Here is an 18439-nt window from a genome sequence, read left to right as displayed (position 1 = left end):
AACAAATATCGTTTCGCGACGTTACATTTGATTCACACTTCATCTTATACATTCTTGTCATGCAAAAAATACTTCGAGTGTTCATCCGTTATCTGGGCGCAGGCTTCTTCGCGACACTGGTGCATTTCGTAGTGTTCGTCTGCTTGCTGCCTTACTACGGCCCAACGCCATCCACCTTCTGTGCAGCCGTTACGGGGGCGCTGGTCGCCTATTGCCTGTCCAGGCATTGGGTATTTGTAAAGCGAGACTGCAATAGAGGGCGATTTTTCATAACGGCCACCAGTCAGGTTTTATCTAACACGCTTATTGTCACGCTACTGATCCACTGGGGCGTACCTGCACAACTTGCACAGCTCATGACAATGGTCGCCGTGACTCTTCAAGGCTTTACGATTAATCACTTCTGGGTATTCAAACATGACAGCAAACGCGAACCTCTTCAGTGAGTCCTTGCCTGCCACGAAACTTACAATATTGGTGCCTTGCTTTAACGAGCAGTGCGTAATAACGCAATTCCATTTGCGCCTGATGGCGATCATTGAACGCGTAAGAATCCGCACAGAAGTGTTCTACATCAATGACGGCAGTCAAGACCAGACAGCGGCCATGATCGATCAATTTTCTCAGGACCCGCGTGTCAGGTGCCTGCACTTGAGTCGCAACTTCGGCAAAGAAGCGGCCATGCGCGCAGGCATCAACGACATAGACGGCGGCGCAGTAATCATCATGGACTGCGACCTGCAAGACCCACCGGAGCTGATCCCCCTTATGGTGCAGGAATGGCACAAGGGCTATGAGATCGTGAACATGCAGCGCCGCTCACGGCACTGTGATTCCTGGACAAAACGCACGGCCGCAAGGCTCTATTACGCCACGCTGGACCAACTGATCGACGACTTCGAAGTCCCCCAGCAAGTCAGTGATTTCAGACTCATAGGGCCCAACGCACTCGCGGCCATTCGCGCCATGGACGACAACGCCGGCGTATTGAAACTGCTGGTCAGCTGGCTCGGCTACCCAAGTACCGAAGTGAACTACGACCGCAAGCCACGCCAAGCAGGCACAACCAAGTGGACGCCGCTGTCATTGCTGGACCTGTGTGCGGACTCGATTCTTGCTTTCTCTACTCGCCCGCTGCGCATGTACAGCTACTTGAGTGCCATGAGCTTTCTGGTTGGCTCACTGTGGGTTGCAGCCACCGCGACATTCGGTGAACTGACCCATGCGCATCTGCTGGTGCAATCGATTCTGTTGTTGTGCCTGGGTACCGCCGTGGTCGGCGAGTATGTCGGCCGGGTGCTGACGGTGGTGAGCCCCAGGCCCAACTCCCTGCATAAGCGCGATCTATCTTGAATCCCTTCATAAAGGCTGACGGCATGAATCATTCCACGTCCATGCGTTTGCTCTGGGGCATCCTGTTCACGGTGCTGCTGGCGCGCCTGCTCACACTCGGGCTCTATCCAATCATGGATACCTCAGAGGCCCGCTATGCCGAAATTGCCCGAAAAATGCTCGTCTCCAATGACTGGATCACGCCGATGTTCGATCACGGAGTGCCGTTCTGGGGCAAGCCGCCGTTGTCATTCTGGCTACAGGCACTGAGCATGAAAGCGTTCGGCATCAACGAGTTCTCCAGCCGTTTTTCAACCTGGCTGCTGCATGTCGCCAGCTGCGCGCTGATCGTGCACTTCGCTTGCGGCGAGCGCAGCCTGCGAGTCGGGTTGACGGCAGCGATTATCTACTCGACTTGCACACTCGGGCTCCTTTCCAGCGGTGCCGTGTTGACCGACGGCGCATTGGCGTTCGCCCTTTTGCTCGCCCACCTGGGCGTGTGGCGCGGTTTGATGCACGGTGACCGCAGGTGGGCCATGGCGGGTTTTCTCGGGCTTGGCCTGGGCCTGCTCGCAAAAGGCCCGCTGGCGCTTGTGTTGCTGGCGATGCCCGCGTCAATCTGGCTGGCGCTTACCGGCCATTGGCGGCGATTGCTGGGGCTGCCATGGTTGCCGGGGTTGGCACTGATGCTCGCAGTGGCCATGCCTTGGTATTGGCTGGCCGAACTGAAAACCCCGGGTTTTCTGGAGTACTTCATCGTCGGCGAACATTTCAGTCGCTACGTCATCAGCAAATGGCAAGGCGATCTATACGGCAGCGCACATGCGCAACCCTTGGCGATGATTTGGGGGCACCTGCTGGGCGGGCTTTTGCCCTGGACGCTGTTTTTACCGATGCTGGTCAAGCTGCGCGGGCAATTTGAAGGTCAGCGGGAGTACTTGATCTTTCTGCTGGGCTGGGCTGTTTCAGCGCCCTTGTTCTTTACCATGTCCACCAACATCCTCTGGACCTACGTACTGCCCGCGCTGCCAGCCTGGGCGTTATTACTGGCTGAGGTGCTCTGCCGCAAAACACGCGGGACCGTCATCGCAGCCATGGCGTTGGCCTTGCCCCTACTGGGCTGCATCTTGATCATCAGTGGCGAGATTGCCGACCGCCCACAAAACCAGAAAAACATGGTTGCGCTTTGGAAAGCGCAACAAGCCGCTGCGCCGGGCGACTTGATCTACCTGGGCTCACGCTCTTATTCGGCCGAGTTCTATAGCAGCGGCTGGGCACGGCACACCAAAAGCCCACAACAACTGCCGCTGTCGAAAGACTTTTACCTGGTCCGACGCAAAAACAACCAGCAACCGCTGCCGCCAACCTTGACCTGCTACGCAGTGGCCCAGGCCAATACATCCCAATTGCATTACTGTCGTGCCGCACCCGGTTAAACCTTTGGCAGGCGTTAAGGGTCTGTGCAATAAGCCCTTCAGAGCGTCAGCGCCCGCATGGCAAAACCTCTCGACTTCGCCCGGCAATGGTTCGCCGCCAAAGGCTGGAAGCCGTTCGCCTTTCAAAAAGAAGTCTGGGCGGCTGTCAAGGAAGGCCGATCAGGTTTGCTGCATGCCAGCACCGGCGCCGGTAAAACCTATGCACTGTGGTTTGCCGCGCTCAATCGCTTGGCCATCACTCGCCCAGCGGCAACCGGTAAACGCAAACCGCCGGCTGAACCGCTGACGGTGCTGTGGATCACGCCCATGCGTGCGTTGGCCGCCGACACCGCCCGCGCCCTTGAAGCGCCGCTCGAGGCGTTACAGATTCCCTGGAGTGTCGGCCTGCGCACCGGCGACACCAGCAGCAGCGAACGCGCACGGCAGACCCGCCGCCAGCCCACCGCATTGGTCACCACCCCGGAAAGCCTGACGTTAATGCTGGCCCGCCCCGATAGCGAAACCAGCCTGGGAAAACTGCGCATGGTGGTCGTGGATGAGTGGCACGAACTGATCGGTAATAAACGCGGCGTGCAACTGCAACTGGCGCTGGCACGCTTGCGGCGCTGGCATCCAGAGTTGATGGTGTGGGGTATTTCGGCAACCTTGGGTAATCAGTCTCACGCATTGGAAGTGCTGATCCCACAGGGTGACGGGATCAATGTGCAGGGGCTAACGGCCAAGCAGTTGATCATCGACACATTATTGCCACCCGTTACAGAACGTTTTCCCTGGGCCGGGCATATCGGCTTGAAGATGCTGCCCCAAGTGGTGGCCGAGGTGGAAAGCAGCAGCAGTTGCCTGGTCTTTACCAACACGCGAGCGCAATCGGAAATTTGGTACCAGGCATTGCTTGATGCCCGTCCCGACTGGGCCGGGGTGATTGCCCTGCACCATGGTTCGCTGTCGCGAGAGACCCGTGACTGGGTGGAGCGGGCTTTGAAAGACGGCCAGCTCAAGGCGGTGGTGTGTACGTCAAGCCTGGACCTGGGGGTGGATTTCCTGCCGGTGGAGCGCGTACTGCAGATCGGCTCGGCCAAAGGCGTGGCCCGCCTGATGCAACGCGCCGGTCGCTCGGGGCACGCGCCGGGGCGGCCCTCGCGGGTGACATTGGTGCCGACCCACAGCCTGGAGTTGGTGGAGGCCGCGGCGGCGCAGGATGCGATTGCGCAGCGGCGCATTGAAGCGCGCGAGTCGCCGCACAAATCGTTGGATGTACTCGTCCAGCATCTTGTCAGCATGGCATTGGGCGGTGGCTTTACACCGCAAGCGCTGCTGGCCGAGGTACGCGGCGCCTGGGCTTATCGCGATCTGACGGATGAAGACTGGGCCTGGGCGCTGGGGTTTGTGCGCCATGGTGGCCTTTCGTTGACGGCTTATCCGGATTACCGTCGCGTCGAGCCGGACGAGCACGGCATCTGGCGCGTCCCGGACGCAAGGCTGGCACGTCGACATCGCATGAGCGTCGGCACCATCGTCAGCGACGCAAGCATCCAGTTGAAGTTCTGGAGCAAGGGCGGCGGCGGCAAAAACCTCGGCAGCGTCGAGGAAGGTTTTATTGCGCGGCTCAAGCCGGGAGATGGCCTCCTGTTCGCCGGGCGCTTGCTGGAGCTGGTGCGGGTCGAAAACATGACCGCCTATGTACGTCGCAGCACCGCGAAAAAAGCCGCCGTACCGCGCTGGAATGGTGGGCGCATGCCGCTTTCCAATGAGCTGGCCCAGGCCGTCGTCGTGCGCTTGGATGAAGCGGCCCACGGACACTTCGAAGGGCCGGAGATTCAGGCGGTTCGGCCCCTCTTGCAAACACAATTGCGCTGGTCCGGCTTGCCGACGCGCGAGCACTTGCTGGCTGAGGCCTTGAAATCGCGGGAGGGATGGCACCTGTTCCTCTACCCCTTCGCCGGGCGCCAGGTGCACCTGGGGCTGGCGAGTGTGTTGGCGTGGCGGGTGAGCCGAGGGCAGGCGGTCACCTTCTCCATTGCGGTGAATGATTACGGGCTGGAGTTATTGAGTGCCACCGAAGTGGATTGGCCAGCGCTGTTGAACGACGCGCTGTTGAGTCCTGAAAACCTGCTGGATGATGTGGTGGCCAGCCTGAATGCCGGGGGGTTGGCCCTGCGCCGTTTTCGTGAAATCGCACGTATCGCCGGGCTGGTGTTCGCCGGTTACCCTGGCGCGCCGAAAAGCACCCGGCAGGTGCAGGCGTCCAGCGGGTTGTTCTTTGAGGTGTTCAAGCAATATGACCCGCAGAACCTGCTGCTGACCCAGGCAGGGGAAGAAGTCCTGCGTGATGAGTTGGATATTCGCCGGCTGGAAGAGACATTACGTCATCTGTCGGCGCTGAAACTGGACCTGCATAAGATCGAACGGCCTACGCCGTTGGCCTTTCCCCTGCTGGTTGAGCGGATGCGCGAAAGCATGAGTTCGGAAAAACTTTCTGAGCGCATTGCGCGGATGGTCAAGGACCTGGAAAAAGTCGCGGATAACGGGAAGCGTTGATGGTTTGTTCGGTAATGCTCGAGGGTGAAGAACTGTGGCTGCTGGCAGACAAGGCCGTCTATTGGCCTGCGCGTCAGTGTCTGTTGATTGCGGATGCGCATTTCGGCAAGGCGTCGGCATATCGAAGCCTGGGGCAACCGGTGCCGCAGGGAACCACGACCGAGAATTTGCAACGACTGGACCGGTTGCTATCGACGCTACCGTGTACGCAGGTGATCTTTCTAGGCGATTTCCTGCACGGCACAGGCTCTCACGCCAGCGGCACGCTGAGCGCATTGAGAACCTGGCGAGCACGCCATCCTGACCTGCCTATGACCTTGATTCGAGGCAATCACGATAAACGTGCGGGTGACCCACCTGCGGATCTGAGGATCGAGGTTGTTGCGGAGCCGCTGCTGATGGCCCCGTTTGCATTGCAACACGAACCGGATGCCCATGCGACCCACCATGTATTGGCAGGGCACGTGCATCCGGTGTATCGCTTGCGCGGCAGGGGACGGCAAAGTCTGCGCCTACCGTGCTTCCAGATCGGAACGCAGGTCAGCTTGCTGCCGGCGTTTGGCGCGTTTACCGGTGGCTTTGCAGTGGAACAGGCCAATGACCGCCGAATATTTGTCATCGGCGACCATCAAGTTTGGCCAGTGCATTAACTGGCTGGCGAAGTGTCAGGCTACAGGCGCGGGAGGTGGCTCATCTGGAACAGTGGGCGAGCCCGGTTCTTCAATGGGTTGCGGGGAATCCGGATCTGGCTGGCCGGGAATACCACCCGCATAAGCGGGATCGGCCATCAGGGACCAGGCCAGAACGCCAATCTGGTTGGGTTCAAGCCGGGCAATTTCTGCGCTGATTCGCGGGTCGATCTTCATAAAGTACTCCTCAAGCGTGGCTCGACGCGTTTTACACGCGCCGAGGCAGTACACCTAGATAGAGTCACTTTCTTCAGACTAATTCCCTTTACGCGTAAGACCTTTCTATCAAGCGCGTGGGAGAGTGACGCCGCGCTGGCCCTGATACTTGCCCGCGCGGTCTTTATAGGACACTTCACAGGCCTCGTCAGACTGCAGGAACAGCATCTGCGCCACGCCTTCGTTGGCGTAGATTTTCGCCGGTAGCGTAGTGGTGTTGGAGAATTCCAGGGTCACGTGACCTTCCCACTCAGGCTCAAGCGGCGTCACGTTGACGATAATGCCGCAACGCGCGTAGGTACTTTTACCCAGGCAGATGGTGAGCACGTCGCGGGGGATACGGAAGAACTCCACGGTGCGCGCCAGGGCGAAGGAGTTCGGTGGGATGATGCACACGTCGCTCTTGACGTCGACGAAGCTCTTTTCGTCGAAGTTTTTTGGATCGACGATGGCCGAGTTGATGTTGGTGAACACCTTGAATTCATCGGCACAGCGCACGTCGTATCCATAGCTGGAAACGCCGTAGGAAATCACCGGGGCATCACCTTGGCCGCGGATCTGCCGCTCGACGAACGGTTCGATCATGCCGTGCTCTTGCGCCATGCGGCGAATCCACTTGTCCGATTTGATGCTCATGGCGGTGTCCTGAATAGCGAGGTGAAAAATCTGTTGGGCATCTTACCGGGGCCGGCGTTGGGGTTCAAAGGCCACGGGGCTTTTCTTAAAAAAAACGCCGGTTGCTTACACGTCGTAGCAAACGGAGCCGGGACCCGTATAGCTGTGCGAGGCGAATAGAAATACCACCGCCAGTCACGAAAATAGAGAAACCTTCGGAAATATCATTGGCACGTCCGAGAAAAACAGTTAAGGTGACGTCACTGTGTTGCTTGTGTCACTGAGAATCTCTACACGATATGTTGAATTTCGATCCAACCATCTCCAAGAATTTTTCCTGCTCTTTGCACTCAGTCTCGGCCAGGGCTTTTCCTGAGTCGCAGTTAACTTTGTTCAAGGAGTTACACCATGTCTAATCGCCAAACTGGTACCGTTAAGTGGTTCAACGATGAAAAAGGCTTCGGCTTCATCACTCCACAATCCGGTGACGACCTGTTCGTTCACTTCAAAGCTATCCAATCCGACGGCTTCAAAAGCCTGAAAGAAGGCCAACAGGTCTCTTTCATCGCTACCCGCGGTCAGAAAGGCATGCAAGCTGAAGAAGTTCAAGTTATCTAACTTGTACTGACTTAGTCGAAAAGACCCCGCCCTTAAAAGCGGGGTTTTTTTATGCCTGGGATTTCATGCCGTATGACTCTGCGTGACGTAGCAGCTGTCGAGCCTTGGCGAGGCTGCGTTCGCGGTACGTCAGATATACCGTTGACGCAGCCTCGCCAAGGCTCGGCAGCTGCTACCGCAGTAGAAAGCAAAACGCCCGGCGCACTCTCATGCACCGGGCGTTTTAATAGCTGCCTTAGGAGACTTTACTGAAACAACGACTCGCTCGACAAGCCATTCTTCTCCAGGATCTCGCGCAAGCGCTTGAGCCCTTCCACCTGGATCTGCCGCACCCGCTCACGGGTCAGACCGATCTCCAGGCCCACGTCTTCCAAGGTACTGCTCTCATGGCCGCGCAGGCCGAAGCGGCGAATCACCACTTCACGCTGCTTGTCAGTGAGCTCTGACAACCACTGGTCAATGCTTTGGGAAAGATCATCGTCCTGTAACAGCTCACAAGGATCTGTAGGGCGATCATCCGTCAGAGTGTCCAGCAGGGTTTTATCCGAATCCGGACCCAACGAGACGTCGACCGAAGACACGCGCTCGTTAAGACCAAGCATGCGCTTGACCTCCCCTACCGGCTTCTCCAGCAGGTTGGCGATTTCTTCGGGCGAAGGTTCATGATCGAGTTTTTGGGTAAGCTCACGCGCTGCCCGCAGGTAGACGTTGAGCTCTTTGACCACATGGATCGGCAACCGGATCGTGCGGGTCTGATTCATGATCGCCCGTTCGATGGTCTGACGAATCCACCAAGTGGCATAGGTCGAAAAGCGGAAGCCCCGCTCAGGGTCGAACTTCTCTACCGCCCGGATCAATCCCAGGTTGCCCTCCTCGATCAAGTCCAACAAGGAAAGCCCACGATTGACGTAGCGTCGGGCGATTTTCACCACCAGGCGCAGGTTGCTTTCAATCATGCGCTTGCGCCCAGCCGGATCACCCTTTTGCGACAAGCGCGCAAAATGGACTTCTTCTTCGGGGGTAAGCAGAGGGGAAAAGCCGATTTCATTGAGATACAGCTGGGTCGCATCGAGCGCCCGTGTGTAGTCAATGTACTTGTGTTGCTTTAACGCGGTGGAGTTCTTGGATTTGGTGCGAACTGAAGGTACAGCAGGTCCCTCATTCGACATCGATTCCGTAGCAATGCCGGTCTCCATAAGGAGAACCTCATCGTCGATGTCAAACTCCGGCGCTTCTTTACTGAGAGCCATTGTTATAGTCCTTTGGTGAGTTCGACCTCAAGCTCAAGCGGCGCCTTTATCCTTGGCAACGCTGGAGCCTGTTCCTTCTACGTGAAGGGAACAGGCTGTGCAACATATCAACGCCGGGGCAAGAATTGCAGCGGATCTACAGGCTTCCCTTGTCGGCGAATCTCAAAGTGCAGTTTCACCCGGTCTGTACCAGTTGATCCCATTTCGGCAATTGTCTGTCCGACTTTGACCTGCTGCCCCTCCCGAACCAACAGCCTACGGTTATGACCGTAGGCACTGACGTAGGTATCGCTGTGTTTGATGATGACAAGCTCGCCGTAGCCCCGTAAACCACTCCCGGCGTACACCACCGTCCCATCAGACGCAGCTAAAACAGGCTGTCCCAAATCTCCGGCGATATCAATGCCTTTATTCAAACTACCGTTTGAAGAGAATTTTCCAATCAACACGCCGTTGGAAGGCCATCCCCAACCGGTCGGCGCGGGCCCTGCAGGTGGCAACGGCGCAGGTGCCGGCTTGTTCGCAGGGGCAGGCGCGGCAGTACCAGCAGGCCGGGTGAAGACGGTGGTTTTGCTTGAGGACGACGGCGAAGAACCACTGTTTGTCACGACTGCCGTAGGCGTTGATCCTGTGCGACCGTCGAAGCGAATCGTCTGACCCGGATGTATCGTGTAAGGCACAGGAATATTGTTACGCGCTGCGAGGGCCTTGTAGTCCCAGCCATAACGGAAGGCGATCGAGAACATCGTATCGCCCTTTCGCACCACATATTGCCCGGTGGTTACCGTCGGCTTTTGCGGTGCCGCACTATTACGATCAACCACCCGCGCGCCGCTGCTTGGCGAGCTGGAGCACCCTACCAACACAGAACTGAAGACGAGGCCAAGCACCAGTCGATGAAAGCTTGTTTTACTCATACGCTGCGCAAGACCTGTGAGACTCACCCGCCGCTCCCTTTGTGCTGGCTGAACATGAATGCCTGTACCAGGCTTGAAATATGACGCAAGTATAACTGGGCATTGGAGTTTTACCGGCACACGTCTGAAACGAATCGTTCAGCGTGTTGAATCGTCGCGCCAGTGATGTTGATTCAATAGACCCCGCTGTAAGACACATCCCCGCCAGCAGAATTCACCGCCGGAAAAAATTGATCAGGCCAGCGGGCCATTGAGCAGCGGTACAAAACGAACAGCGCCCAGTACATGCCGTGAAAAGCCTTCGTCCTCACGGATAATGAGCATCAATTGTTGCACTTCACCGGAGCCGACCGGGATCACCAGGCGCCCACCGGGGGCGAGTTGATCAAGCAGCGCTTGCGGAACATCGGTGGCCACGGCGGTAACAATGATGCCGTTGTACGGTGCCAGCGCCGGCCAACCTTCCCAGCCATCGCCCCAGCGAAACACCACATTGCGCAGGTTCAACTCCACCAGGCGCTCCTTGGCGCGGTCTTGCAGCACTTTGATGCGCTCCACCGAGAACACCCGCTCCACCAACTGCGCCAGCACGGCGGTCTGGTAGCCGGAGCCCGTGCCGATTTCCAGCACCTTGTCCAACGGCCCCGCCGCCAGCAGCAGCTCGCTCATGCGCGCCACCATGTAAGGCTGGGAAATGGTCTGGTTATGGCCGATAGGCAGCGCCGTGTCTTCATAGGCACGGTGGGCCAGGGCCTCATCGACAAACAGATGCCGAGGCGTGCGCCGGATCACTTCCAGCACCTGGGCGTTGGACAAGCCCTCTTCGTACAGGCGCTGTATCAGGCGTTCGCGGGTACGCTGGGAAGTCATCCCGATGCCCCGGCGCAGCAAGTCGTCTTGTTCACGGCCCATCAGCGAAGCCTCTCCAGCCAGCCATCGAGACCACTGAAGGCATCACTGAAGGTGCGATCAAATTGCAATGGGGTAATCGATACATAACCTTGCATCACCGCATGAAAGTCCGTGCCCGGGCCGCCATCTTCGGCGTCACCCGCAGCAGCGATCCAGTAGCCTTCCTTGCCACGCGGATCAACCACCTTCAACGGCGCCGCCGCGCGGGCGCGATGGCCCAGGCGCGTGAGCTGGATGCCGCGAATATGATCAAGGGGCAAGTTGGGAATATTGACGTTGAGCACCGTGCGCGGCGGCAAGTCCAGGGAGCCATGGGCCTCTACCAGCTTGCGCGCGAAATAGGCCGCGGTCGGCAGGTTATCCAATTGGCGCGAGGCGAACGAAAAGGCGAACGCGGTTTGCCCCAGGAAACGCCCTTCAAGGGCTGCCGCCACGGTACCGGAATACAGCACGTCATCCCCCAGGTTCGCACCAAGATTGATGCCCGACACCACCAGGTCCGGCTGCGGATCCAACAGGCTGTTGATCGCCAGGTGGACGCAGTCGGTAGGAGTGCCGTTCACGCTGATAAAGCCATTGGCCAGGACCTGCGGGTGCAGCGGACGGTCGAGCGTCAACGAACTGCTGGCGCCGCTCTTGTCCTGGTCGGGGGCAACCACCACGCACTCGGCATAATCTTCCAGCGCAGCATAGAGCGCGGCAAGACCGGGTGCGGTGGCACCGTCATCGTTTGATATCAGAATACGCATGGGTTGTCCGTCTGCCCCACCGGCACCAGATCAACAAGCTCGCGCACCAAGACAGTGGCGAAGCATCCGGCCGGCAGGACGAATTCCAATTGCAGAATGTCCAGCGAGGGATAATGCCACGTCAAACCGCCAATGGGCAGTCGCAGAATGCGACGTTCCTGGCTCATGCCGGCATTCACCAGCCAATCGCGCAGGTCGGCTTCACCGGCGGCGACCGCCTGTTCCAGTTCGAAGGTTGCGCCGCTGGCAGGTGAATCACCTTCGCCCCACTGCGGCCCGGTCGGGTGCAGGTCCAGAATGGCCAGGCGGGGGTCGCTGCATTCCGCCTCCCCCGCCGGGAAAAAGCTGCGGCTGTCGGTAAACGCCAACAGGTCGCCGACCTGCGCACGCTGCCAGGAACCGTCGGCCACACGCGCCGCCAGCACCTTGTTGAACAGGTAGCTGCGCGCCGTCGACAGCAGCCGCGAACGCACGTTGCGCTGTTCCGGCAAAGCCTTGCGCGCGGCCCACTCGCGGGCGTCGACCACGTTGCCACCATTGTGACCAAAACGCTGGGCACCGAAATAGTTGGGGATGCCCTGCTGTGCAATCAATTGCAAACGCGCGTCGATGGCGGCGGTATCACCGGCCAGCTGGGTCAGGCGCAAGGTGAAACCATTGGCCGAATGTGCGCCGCGCTGCAATTTGCGTTTATGACGGGCGGTCTTGAGAACCTTGAGGCTGTCGTTTTCCGCAGCGCTCATGTCCGGATCGGCTTTGCCTGGCAACTGCACGCTGAACCATTGGCGGGTCAACGCCTGGCGATCCTTGAGCCCGGCATAGCTGACCGTGCGCAACGGCACGCCGGCCGCCTTGGCGATGCGCCGCGCGGCTTCTTCTGTATTGAGGCCACGCTTCTCAACCCACAACCACAGGTGCTCACCCTCGCCGGTCAGCGGGATATCCAGCACTTCATCAACCTGGAAGTCTTCGGCGGTCGCCTTCAGGACCGCGCTGCCCAAGGCCTCGCCATAGGCCCGTGGGCCCAGCAGTTGCAGATCATTCATGCGCGCAGCAACAAGGCAACGGAGTGCACGGCGATGCCCTCTTCACGACCGGTGAACCCGAGCTTTTCGGTGGTGGTGGCTTTCACGTTCACTTGATCCAATTCAATGTGCAGGTCTGCGGCAATCAGTGCGCGCATCGATTCAATATGGGGCGCCATTTTTGGCGCCTGGGCCACGATGGTGTTGTCGACGTTGCCGACCTTCCAGCCTTTGGCATGGATCAGGCCAACCACATGGCGCAGCAATACACGGCTGTCCGCACCCTTGAAGGTCGGGTCGGTGTCCGGAAAGTGCTTGCCGATATCGCCCAACGCCGCCGCGCCGAGCAAGGCATCGCTCAAGGCATGCAACACAACGTCGCCGTCGGAATGAGCCAGCAACCCATGGTGATGTGCAATGCGCACGCCGCCCAAGGTGATGAAATCGCCTTCAGCGAAACGGTGCACATCGTAGCCGTGGCCAATACGCATAAAAAAACGCCCCGATTTAATTCAGGGCGTGATTCTACCTACTTTTGCCTCACATTAACCGAGCAAAGCACGACCATGGTGTCGCAAATGGTCTTCGATGAAGCTGGCGATAAAGAAGTAGCTGTGGTCGTAGCCAGGTTGCAGCCGCAGTTCCAACGGATGGTTGGCCGCCTTCGCCGCTTGCTGCAAGGCTTCAGGCTTGAGTTGCACGGCAAGGAAATCGTCGCGGTCACCTTGGTCCACCAGCAGCGGCAGCTTTTCCGCGGCTTCGCTGATCAACACGCAGGCGTCCCACTCACGCCATTTCGAACGCTCTTCGCCCAGGTAGCGGGAAAAGGCCTTCTGACCCCATGGGCAGTCCATCGGGTTACTGATGGGCGAAAACGCCGACACCGACAGGTAACGCCCGGGATTGCGCAACGCACACACCAGTGCACCGTGGCCGCCCATGGAGTGACCGCTGATGCCACGTTTATCTGAAGCCGGGAAATGCGCTTCAACCAACGCAGGCAATTCCTTCACCACGTAGTCATGCATCCGATAGTGCTTGGCCCAGGGCTCCTGCGTGGCATTCAGATAGAAGCCGGCGCCAAGGCCAAAATCCCACGCGTTATCGGGATCACCCGGAACACCCGGCCCACGAGGGCTGGTGTCCGGCGCCACGATGATCAACCCCAGCTCGGCGGCCATGCGCTGCGCGCCGGCCTTCTGCATGAAGTTCTCATCAGTGCAGGTGAGACCGGACAGCCAGTACAACACCGGCAACTTGCCGCCCTGCTCCGCTTGCGGCGGCAGGTAGACGGCGAAGGTCATGTCGCAGCCGAGCACATCGGAGTGATGCTTGTAGCGTTTGTGCCAGCCGCCGAAGCTCTTCTGGCACGACAGGTTTTCCAGACTCATGGCCGACCTCAGAAGTGGATGACGGTACGAATGCTTTTGCCTTCATGCATCAGGTCAAACGCTTTGTTGATGTCTTCCAGGCCCATGGTATGGGTGATGAAGGTGTCCAGCGGGATCTCGCCGGTCTGGGCCATTTCCACGTAGCTTGGCAGCTCAGTACGACCGCGCACGCCACCGAAGGCCGAACCGCGCCAGACGCGACCGGTCACCAGTTGGAAGGGACGCGTGGCGATTTCCTGACCGGCACCGGCCACGCCGATGATCACCGACTCACCCCAACCTTTGTGGCAGCACTCGAGGGCAGCGCGCATCAGCTGAACGTTGCCGATGCATTCAAAAGAGAAGTCCACGCCGCCATCGGTCAGGTCGACAATCACGTCCTGGATCGGGCGGTCGTAGTCTTTCGGGTTGATGCAGTCAGTCGCACCCAGCTGCTTGGCGATTTCAAATTTGGCAGGGTTGATGTCGATGGCAATGATGCGCCCAGCCTTGGCCTTGACTGCACCGATGACGGCCGACAGGCCGATACCGCCGAGACCGAAGATGGCCACGGTGTCGCCCGGCTTGACCTTGGCAGTGTTGATCACTGCACCAATGCCGGTGGTGACGCCGCAACCCAACAGGCAGACTTTTTCCAGTGGCGCTTCTTTAGGAATCTTGGCCACGGAAATTTCCGGCAACACGGTGTATTCGGAGAAGGTCGAGGTGCCCATGTAGTGGAAAATTGGCTGGCCCTTGTAGGAAAACCGAGTGGTGCCATCCGGCATCAAGCCTTTGCCCTGAGTGGAGCGAATGGCCTGGCACAGGTTGGTCTTGCCCGACAGGCAGAATTTGCACTGGCCGCATTCCGGGGTGTACAGCGGGATCACATGATCGCCTACGGCGACCGAAGTCACGCCTTCGCCGATCGCTTCAACCACTGCACCGCCTTCATGGCCGAGGATCGACGGAAAGATACCTTCCGGGTCAGCGCCCGACAGCGTGTAAGCGTCGGTATGGCATACACCGGACGCGACCACGCGCAACAGCACCTCGCCAGCCTTGGGCATGGCGACATCCACTTCAACGATCTCAAGGGGCTTCTTGGCTTCGAAGGCTACGGCGGCGCGGGACTTGATCATCCGGGTTTCTCCAGGGAATTGAATACTGAGGCGATGAGTGTAAAACATGGCTGATTGATTAATAATCCAAGCGAAAGCAAAACTTTATTGCTGTACAGGGATAATCACCGTGCTTGAAAACCGCTGGGAAGGCATTGATGAATTTGTCGCGGTGGCCGAATGCAGCCAATTCACTGCGGCAGCGGAACGCCTGGGCGTTTCTTCGTCGCATATCAGCCGGCAGGTGGCGCGCCTGGAAGAACGCCTGCAAACGCGGCTGCTGTATCGCAGCACGCGCAAGGTTACCTTGACGGAAGCCGGCCAGACCTTTCTGCAACATTGCCAACGTTTACAGGACGGTCGCGAAGAAGCCCTGCGTGCGGTGGGTGACCTCACCAGCGAACCCAAAGGCATGTTGCGCATGACCTGTGCCGTGGCCTACGGCGAGCGGTTTATCGTGCCGCTGGTAACGCGGTTCATGGGCCTCTACCCGCAGTTGCGCGTGGATATCGAGCTGAGCAACCGTCAACTGGACCTCGTGCACGAAGGCCTGGATCTGGCGATTCGCCTGGGGCGCTTACAGGATTCACGCATGGTCGCCAGCAGGCTGGCACCGAGGCGCATGTACCTGTGCGCGTCGCCGTCCTACCTGGCGCGGTATGGTCGGCCACATAGTTTGTCGGAGTTGAGCCGGCATAACTGCCTGATTGGTAGCTCGGATATCTGGCAACTGGCCCAGGACGGACGCGAGTTTTCCCAGCGGGTGCAGGGAAACTGGCGCTGCAACAGTGGGCAAGCGGTGCTGGATGCGGCGGTGCTGGGCGTCGGGTTGTGCCAGTTGCCGGATTATTACGTGCTGGAGCATTTGCACAGTGGCGCGCTGGTGTCGCTGCTGGAGGCGCATCAGCCGCCGAATACGGCGGTGTGGGCGCTGTATCCGCAGCAGCGGCACTTGTCGCCGAAGGTCAGGAAGTTGGTGGATTTTTTGAAGGTGGGGTTGGCTGAGAGGCCGGAGTACAGCCAGTAATTATTGGCTGTTTGTGCCGGCCTCTTCGCAGGCAAGCCAGCTCCCACCTTTAACCGCGTTTATCCTGTAGTAACGCGTTTAAAGGTGGGAGCTGGCTTGCTCGCGAAGGGGTCGACTCGGTGCAACTGACTACCGCCGATTCGCCCACCGCAACCTGAGCCACTCAAGATCCTCCGGCCGCGTCACCTTGATATTGTCCGACCGCCCTTCGATCAGCCGCGGCGCCTGGCCGGACCATTCCATGGCAGAAGCCTCATCAGTGATGACGGCGTCCGCCACCAGGCTGTCAGCCAAAGCACGATGCAGCGGACCCAGGCGGAACATCTGCGGCGTGTAGGCTTGCCAGATCAGGCTACGGTCGACGGTTTCGACGACACGCCCGTGCTTATCGACGCGCTTGAGGGTGTCGCGTGCCGGCACGGCCAGCAGACCGCCCACCGGGTCGTCCGCCAGTTCAGTCAGCAGTTTGTCGAGGTCATCGCGACTCAGGTTCGGCCGCGCCGCATCATGCACCAGTACCCAATCATCATCACTGGCCCCCAAAGCGTTCAGCTGCAAAAGTGCGTTGAGCACCGACCCGGAACGTTCCGAACCGCCGTCCGCACGGTGAATGCGCGGGTCCATGGCACACGCCAAATCAGGCCAATAAGGATCATCAGAAGCAAGGCTGACCACCAGGCCATTAAGCCAGGGGTGGTCGAGAAAGCAGCCAAGGCTGTGTTCGAGAATGGTGCGTCCGCCCAGTTGCAGGTATTGCTTGGGACGGTCCGCGGCCATGCGGGCACCAATGCCCGCGGCAGGAATCACGGCCCAGAAGGCCGGCAAGCTGTTGCTCATTGGGCCAACTGGTAGAGGGTTTCGCCCTCCTTGACCATGCCCAACTCATGACGAGCCCGCTCTTCAACGGTCTCGGTACCCTTTTTCAGCTCAAGCACTTCCGCATCAAGGACGCGGTTGCGCTCCAGCAGGACCTCGTTTTCGGCGTGCTGTGCAGCGATTTGCTCGGTCAGGTCTTTTACCTGCGCAAAGCTGCCATTACCGACCCATAGGCGGTACTGCAGGCCAGCCAGCAACAAGAGCAAGACGAGAAACAACCAATTGGGACTGCGCATCGAAATCCGGGTATCCAGTGAAAAAAGACAGCCATGCGAAACTTTTAAAGTAACTGATAGCACGAAGCCTGGAAAAACCAGGCCTGTGCTTGATAGCCATCAGATTAGCGTCGAAACCCACACTATCGTGAGTTTTCCGACGCAATCCGTCGACTTTTTACCATGCCTTACCATCAAGAGCGATCAGCCGCGAAACTCGCCGCGACCGTTGTACTTGGCTTTGCCGGCCAGTTGCTCTTCGATACGCAGCAATTGGTTGTACTTGGAAACGCGGTCGGAACGGCACAGGGAACCGGTCTTGATCTGGCCAGCCGAAGTGCCCACGGCCAGGTCGGCAATGGTCGAATCTTCGGTTTCGCCGGAGCGGTGCGAGATCACGGCGGTGTAGCCCGCAGCCTTGGCCATCTGGATGGCTTCCAGGGTTTCGGTCAGGGTACCGATCTGGTTGAACTTGATCAGGATCGAGTTGGCGATCTTTTTATCGATGCCTTCTTTCAGGATCTTGGTGTTGGTGACGAACAGGTCGTCGCCCACCAGCTGGATTTTCTCGCCGATCTTGTCGGTGAGGATTTTCCAGCCATCCCAGTCGGACTCGTCCAGGCCGTCTTCGATCGAGATGATCGGGTAACGCTCGGTCAAGCCTTTGAGGTAGTCAGCAAAACCTTCGGAGTTGAACACTTGGCCTTCGCCGGACAGGTTGTATTTACCGTCCTCGTAGAACTCGCTGGCCGCGCAGTCCAGGGCCAGGGTCACGTCGGTGCCCAGCTTGTAGCCAGCGTTGGCTACGGCTTCGGAGATCACTTTGAGTGCATCTTCGTTGGACGCCAGGTTCGGTGCGAAACCACCTTCGTCACCCACCGCAGTGCTCAGGCCACGGGCCTTCAGCACAGCCTTGAGGTGATGGAAAATCTCGGTGCCCATGCGCAGGCCTTCGGAGAAGGTCTTGGCGCCGACCGGCTGTACCATGAATTCCTGGATGTCGACGTTGTTATCGGCGTGCTCGCCACCGTTGATGATGTTCATCATCGGGACCGGCATCGAGTACACACCCGGGGTGCCGTTCAGGTTGGCAATGTGTGCGTACAGCGGCAGGTCCTGATCCTGGGCAGCAGCCTTGGCAGCAGCCAGGGACACGGCGAGGATGGCGTTGGCGCCCAGGCTGCCTTTGTTTTCGGTGCCGTCGAGCTTGATCATCGCGTGGTCCAGGGCTTTCTGGTCCAGCGGGTCTTTGCCCAGCAACAGGTCACGGATCGGGCCGTTGATGTTGGCTACAGCCTTGAGTACACCCTTGCCCAGGTAACGGCTCTTGTCGCCATCACGCAGTTCCAGCGCTTCGCGCGAACCGGTGGAAGCACCGGACGGCGCGCAGGCGCTGCCGATGATGCCGTTATCGAGAAGCACGTCGGCTTCGACGGTGGGGTTGCCACGGGAGTCGAGAACTTCACGACCTTTGATGTCGACGATTTTTGCCATTGTTGTAAACACTCCAAAGTTGACGAAAACGACGCAGCT

Annotated in this window: 20 protein-coding genes; 7 read left to right on the top strand and 13 right to left on the bottom strand. The window is 58.8% G+C overall.

What is annotated here, in order from left to right; all coding sequences use genetic code 11:
* Positions 1 to 59 precede the first annotated feature (59 nt).
* The 5 genes from HU722_RS07605 to pdeM are packed head-to-tail and all read left to right on the top strand — an operon-like array spanning position 60 to position 5956.
* Entirely contained in the window at positions 60 to 446 is a 387-nt protein-coding gene (locus HU722_RS07605) for a GtrA family protein (RefSeq protein ID WP_065872425.1), read from the top strand.
* Positions 418 to 1353, top strand: a complete 936-nt coding sequence (locus HU722_RS07600) for a glycosyltransferase family 2 protein (protein ID WP_083224231.1) — start codon at positions 418 to 420, stop codon at positions 1351 to 1353. The genes HU722_RS07605 and HU722_RS07600 overlap by 29 nt, the downstream gene beginning before the upstream one ends.
* Before the next feature lie 23 nt (positions 1354 to 1376).
* Positions 1377 to 2768: an ArnT family glycosyltransferase gene (locus HU722_RS07595; RefSeq protein WP_186755055.1), complete on the top strand. Its 1392-nt coding sequence runs from the start codon at positions 1377 to 1379 to the stop codon at positions 2766 to 2768.
* 57 nt (positions 2769 to 2825) lie between these two features.
* Positions 2826 to 5306, top strand: a complete 2481-nt coding sequence (locus HU722_RS07590) for a ligase-associated DNA damage response DEXH box helicase (protein WP_186755058.1) — start codon at positions 2826 to 2828, stop codon at positions 5304 to 5306.
* Positions 5306 to 5956 carry a ligase-associated DNA damage response endonuclease PdeM gene (pdeM, locus tag HU722_RS07585; protein ID WP_065945382.1) on the top strand — a complete coding sequence of 217 codons (651 nt, stop codon included), beginning with the start codon at positions 5306 to 5308 and terminating at the stop codon, positions 5954 to 5956. Before HU722_RS07590 ends, pdeM begins: the two co-directional genes overlap by 1 nt.
* 15 nt (positions 5957 to 5971) lie before the next feature.
* Here pdeM and HU722_RS07580 read toward each other — a convergent pair whose 3' ends face one another.
* Complete coding sequence (locus HU722_RS07580; protein ID WP_049709645.1) at positions 5972 to 6172, bottom strand: hypothetical protein; 201 nt, start codon at positions 6170 to 6172, stop codon at positions 5972 to 5974.
* Between the two features lie 108 nt (positions 6173 to 6280).
* Positions 6281 to 6847 (bottom strand): dCTP deaminase, encoded by a 567-nt coding sequence (gene dcd / locus HU722_RS07575; RefSeq protein WP_010212421.1) that lies wholly within the window; start codon positions 6845 to 6847, stop codon positions 6281 to 6283.
* A gap of 387 nt (positions 6848 to 7234) precedes the next feature.
* On the opposite strand from dcd, the gene HU722_RS07570 reads away from it, so the two are divergent.
* Positions 7235 to 7444, top strand: coding sequence for a cold-shock protein (locus HU722_RS07570; RefSeq protein WP_002554837.1), 210 nt, complete (start codon positions 7235 to 7237; stop codon positions 7442 to 7444).
* Positions 7445 to 7689: 245 nt separating this feature from the next.
* On the opposite strand, the gene rpoS is transcribed toward HU722_RS07570, so the two are convergent.
* The 8 genes from rpoS to HU722_RS07530 all read right to left on the bottom strand — a co-directional run bounded on the left by rpoS (position 7690) and on the right by HU722_RS07530 (position 14809).
* Complete coding sequence (rpoS, locus tag HU722_RS07565) at positions 7690 to 8694, bottom strand: RNA polymerase sigma factor RpoS (RefSeq protein WP_025855149.1); 1005 nt, start codon at positions 8692 to 8694, stop codon at positions 7690 to 7692.
* Between the two features lie 107 nt (positions 8695 to 8801).
* A complete protein-coding gene (locus tag HU722_RS07560) occupies positions 8802 to 9638 on the bottom strand; it encodes a peptidoglycan DD-metalloendopeptidase family protein (RefSeq protein WP_083207061.1) in 837 nt (278 codons plus the stop codon).
* 207 nt (positions 9639 to 9845) lie between these two features.
* A complete protein-coding gene (locus HU722_RS07555; protein ID WP_010563544.1) occupies positions 9846 to 10481 on the bottom strand; it encodes a protein-L-isoaspartate(D-aspartate) O-methyltransferase in 636 nt (211 codons plus the stop codon).
* Between the two features lie 41 nt (positions 10482 to 10522).
* The gene (gene surE / locus HU722_RS07550; RefSeq protein WP_065880063.1) at positions 10523 to 11272 is read right to left on the bottom strand and encodes a 5'/3'-nucleotidase SurE; all 750 of its coding nucleotides are present in this window, start codon (positions 11270 to 11272) and stop codon (positions 10523 to 10525) included.
* Entirely contained in the window at positions 11260 to 12318 is a 1059-nt protein-coding gene (gene truD, locus HU722_RS07545; RefSeq protein ID WP_065890103.1) for a tRNA pseudouridine(13) synthase TruD, read from the bottom strand. Before truD ends, surE begins: the two co-directional genes overlap by 13 nt.
* Complete coding sequence (gene ispF, locus HU722_RS07540; RefSeq protein ID WP_025855145.1) at positions 12315 to 12788, bottom strand: 2-C-methyl-D-erythritol 2,4-cyclodiphosphate synthase; 474 nt, start codon at positions 12786 to 12788, stop codon at positions 12315 to 12317. Before ispF ends, truD begins: the two co-directional genes overlap by 4 nt.
* A gap of 54 nt (positions 12789 to 12842) precedes the next feature.
* Entirely contained in the window at positions 12843 to 13688 is an 846-nt protein-coding gene (fghA, locus tag HU722_RS07535; RefSeq protein WP_065880065.1) for an S-formylglutathione hydrolase, read from the bottom strand.
* A gap of 8 nt (positions 13689 to 13696) precedes the next feature.
* Positions 13697 to 14809 carry an S-(hydroxymethyl)glutathione dehydrogenase/class III alcohol dehydrogenase gene (locus tag HU722_RS07530; RefSeq protein ID WP_065880066.1) on the bottom strand — a complete coding sequence of 371 codons (1113 nt, stop codon included), beginning with the start codon at positions 14807 to 14809 and terminating at the stop codon, positions 13697 to 13699.
* Positions 14810 to 14918: 109 nt separating this feature from the next.
* Here HU722_RS07530 and HU722_RS07525 point away from each other — a divergent pair, with 109 nt between their 5' ends.
* Entirely contained in the window at positions 14919 to 15815 is an 897-nt protein-coding gene (locus HU722_RS07525; RefSeq protein ID WP_065890105.1) for a LysR substrate-binding domain-containing protein, read from the top strand.
* 129 nt (positions 15816 to 15944) lie between these two features.
* Here the strand turns inward: HU722_RS07525 and ispD are convergent, their stop codons facing one another.
* From ispD to eno, 3 genes are all read right to left on the bottom strand, one after another.
* Positions 15945 to 16652: a 2-C-methyl-D-erythritol 4-phosphate cytidylyltransferase gene (gene ispD, locus HU722_RS07520; RefSeq protein WP_065880068.1), complete on the bottom strand. Its 708-nt coding sequence runs from the start codon at positions 16650 to 16652 to the stop codon at positions 15945 to 15947.
* The gene (gene ftsB / locus HU722_RS07515; protein ID WP_049709653.1) at positions 16649 to 16927 is read right to left on the bottom strand and encodes a cell division protein FtsB; all 279 of its coding nucleotides are present in this window, start codon (positions 16925 to 16927) and stop codon (positions 16649 to 16651) included. The genes ispD and ftsB overlap by 4 nt, the downstream gene beginning before the upstream one ends.
* A gap of 183 nt (positions 16928 to 17110) precedes the next feature.
* The gene (gene eno / locus HU722_RS07510; protein ID WP_065880069.1) at positions 17111 to 18400 is read right to left on the bottom strand and encodes a phosphopyruvate hydratase; all 1290 of its coding nucleotides are present in this window, start codon (positions 18398 to 18400) and stop codon (positions 17111 to 17113) included.
* Between the last annotated feature and the right edge of the window lie 39 nt (positions 18401 to 18439).

It is taken from the genome of Pseudomonas tritici, assembly GCF_014268275.3.
Lineage (GTDB): Bacteria > Pseudomonadota > Gammaproteobacteria > Pseudomonadales > Pseudomonadaceae > Aquipseudomonas > Aquipseudomonas tritici.
This window is presented reverse-complemented; position numbering and strand designations above follow the sequence as displayed.

Bases quoted from the DNA above. Each gene is read 5' to 3' on its own strand.
- rpoS (WP_025855149.1), bottom strand. From the start codon at position 8,694: ATGGCTCTCAGTAAAGAAGCGCCGGAGTTTGACATCGACGATGAGGTT.
- HU722_RS07530 (WP_065880066.1), bottom strand. From the start codon at position 14,809: ATGATCAAGTCCCGCGCCGCCGTAGCCTTCGAAGCCAAGAAGCCCCTT.
- pdeM (WP_065945382.1), top strand. From the start codon at position 5,306: ATGGTTTGTTCGGTAATGCTCGAGGGTGAAGAACTGTGGCTGCTGGCA.
- eno (WP_065880069.1), bottom strand. From the start codon at position 18,400: ATGGCAAAAATCGTCGACATCAAAGGTCGTGAAGTTCTCGACTCCCGT.
- HU722_RS07580 (WP_049709645.1), bottom strand. From the start codon at position 6,172: ATGAAGATCGACCCGCGAATCAGCGCAGAAATTGCCCGGCTTGAACCC.
- HU722_RS07555 (WP_010563544.1), bottom strand. From the start codon at position 10,481: ATGACTTCCCAGCGTACCCGCGAACGCCTGATACAGCGCCTGTACGAA.
- HU722_RS07595 (WP_186755055.1), top strand. From the start codon at position 1,377: ATGAATCATTCCACGTCCATGCGTTTGCTCTGGGGCATCCTGTTCACG.
- ispD (WP_065880068.1), bottom strand. From the start codon at position 16,652: ATGAGCAACAGCTTGCCGGCCTTCTGGGCCGTGATTCCTGCCGCGGGC.
- HU722_RS07570 (WP_002554837.1), top strand. From the start codon at position 7,235: ATGTCTAATCGCCAAACTGGTACCGTTAAGTGGTTCAACGATGAAAAA.
- fghA (WP_065880065.1), bottom strand. From the start codon at position 13,688: ATGAGTCTGGAAAACCTGTCGTGCCAGAAGAGCTTCGGCGGCTGGCAC.
- ftsB (WP_049709653.1), bottom strand. From the start codon at position 16,927: ATGCGCAGTCCCAATTGGTTGTTTCTCGTCTTGCTCTTGTTGCTGGCT.
- surE (WP_065880063.1), bottom strand. From the start codon at position 11,272: ATGCGTATTCTGATATCAAACGATGACGGTGCCACCGCACCCGGTCTT.
- HU722_RS07605 (WP_065872425.1), top strand. From the start codon at position 60: ATGCAAAAAATACTTCGAGTGTTCATCCGTTATCTGGGCGCAGGCTTC.
- dcd (WP_010212421.1), bottom strand. From the start codon at position 6,847: ATGAGCATCAAATCGGACAAGTGGATTCGCCGCATGGCGCAAGAGCAC.
- truD (WP_065890103.1), bottom strand. From the start codon at position 12,318: ATGAATGATCTGCAACTGCTGGGCCCACGGGCCTATGGCGAGGCCTTG.
- ispF (WP_025855145.1), bottom strand. From the start codon at position 12,788: ATGCGTATTGGCCACGGCTACGATGTGCACCGTTTCGCTGAAGGCGAT.
- HU722_RS07600 (WP_083224231.1), top strand. From the start codon at position 418: ATGACAGCAAACGCGAACCTCTTCAGTGAGTCCTTGCCTGCCACGAAA.
- HU722_RS07590 (WP_186755058.1), top strand. From the start codon at position 2,826: ATGGCAAAACCTCTCGACTTCGCCCGGCAATGGTTCGCCGCCAAAGGC.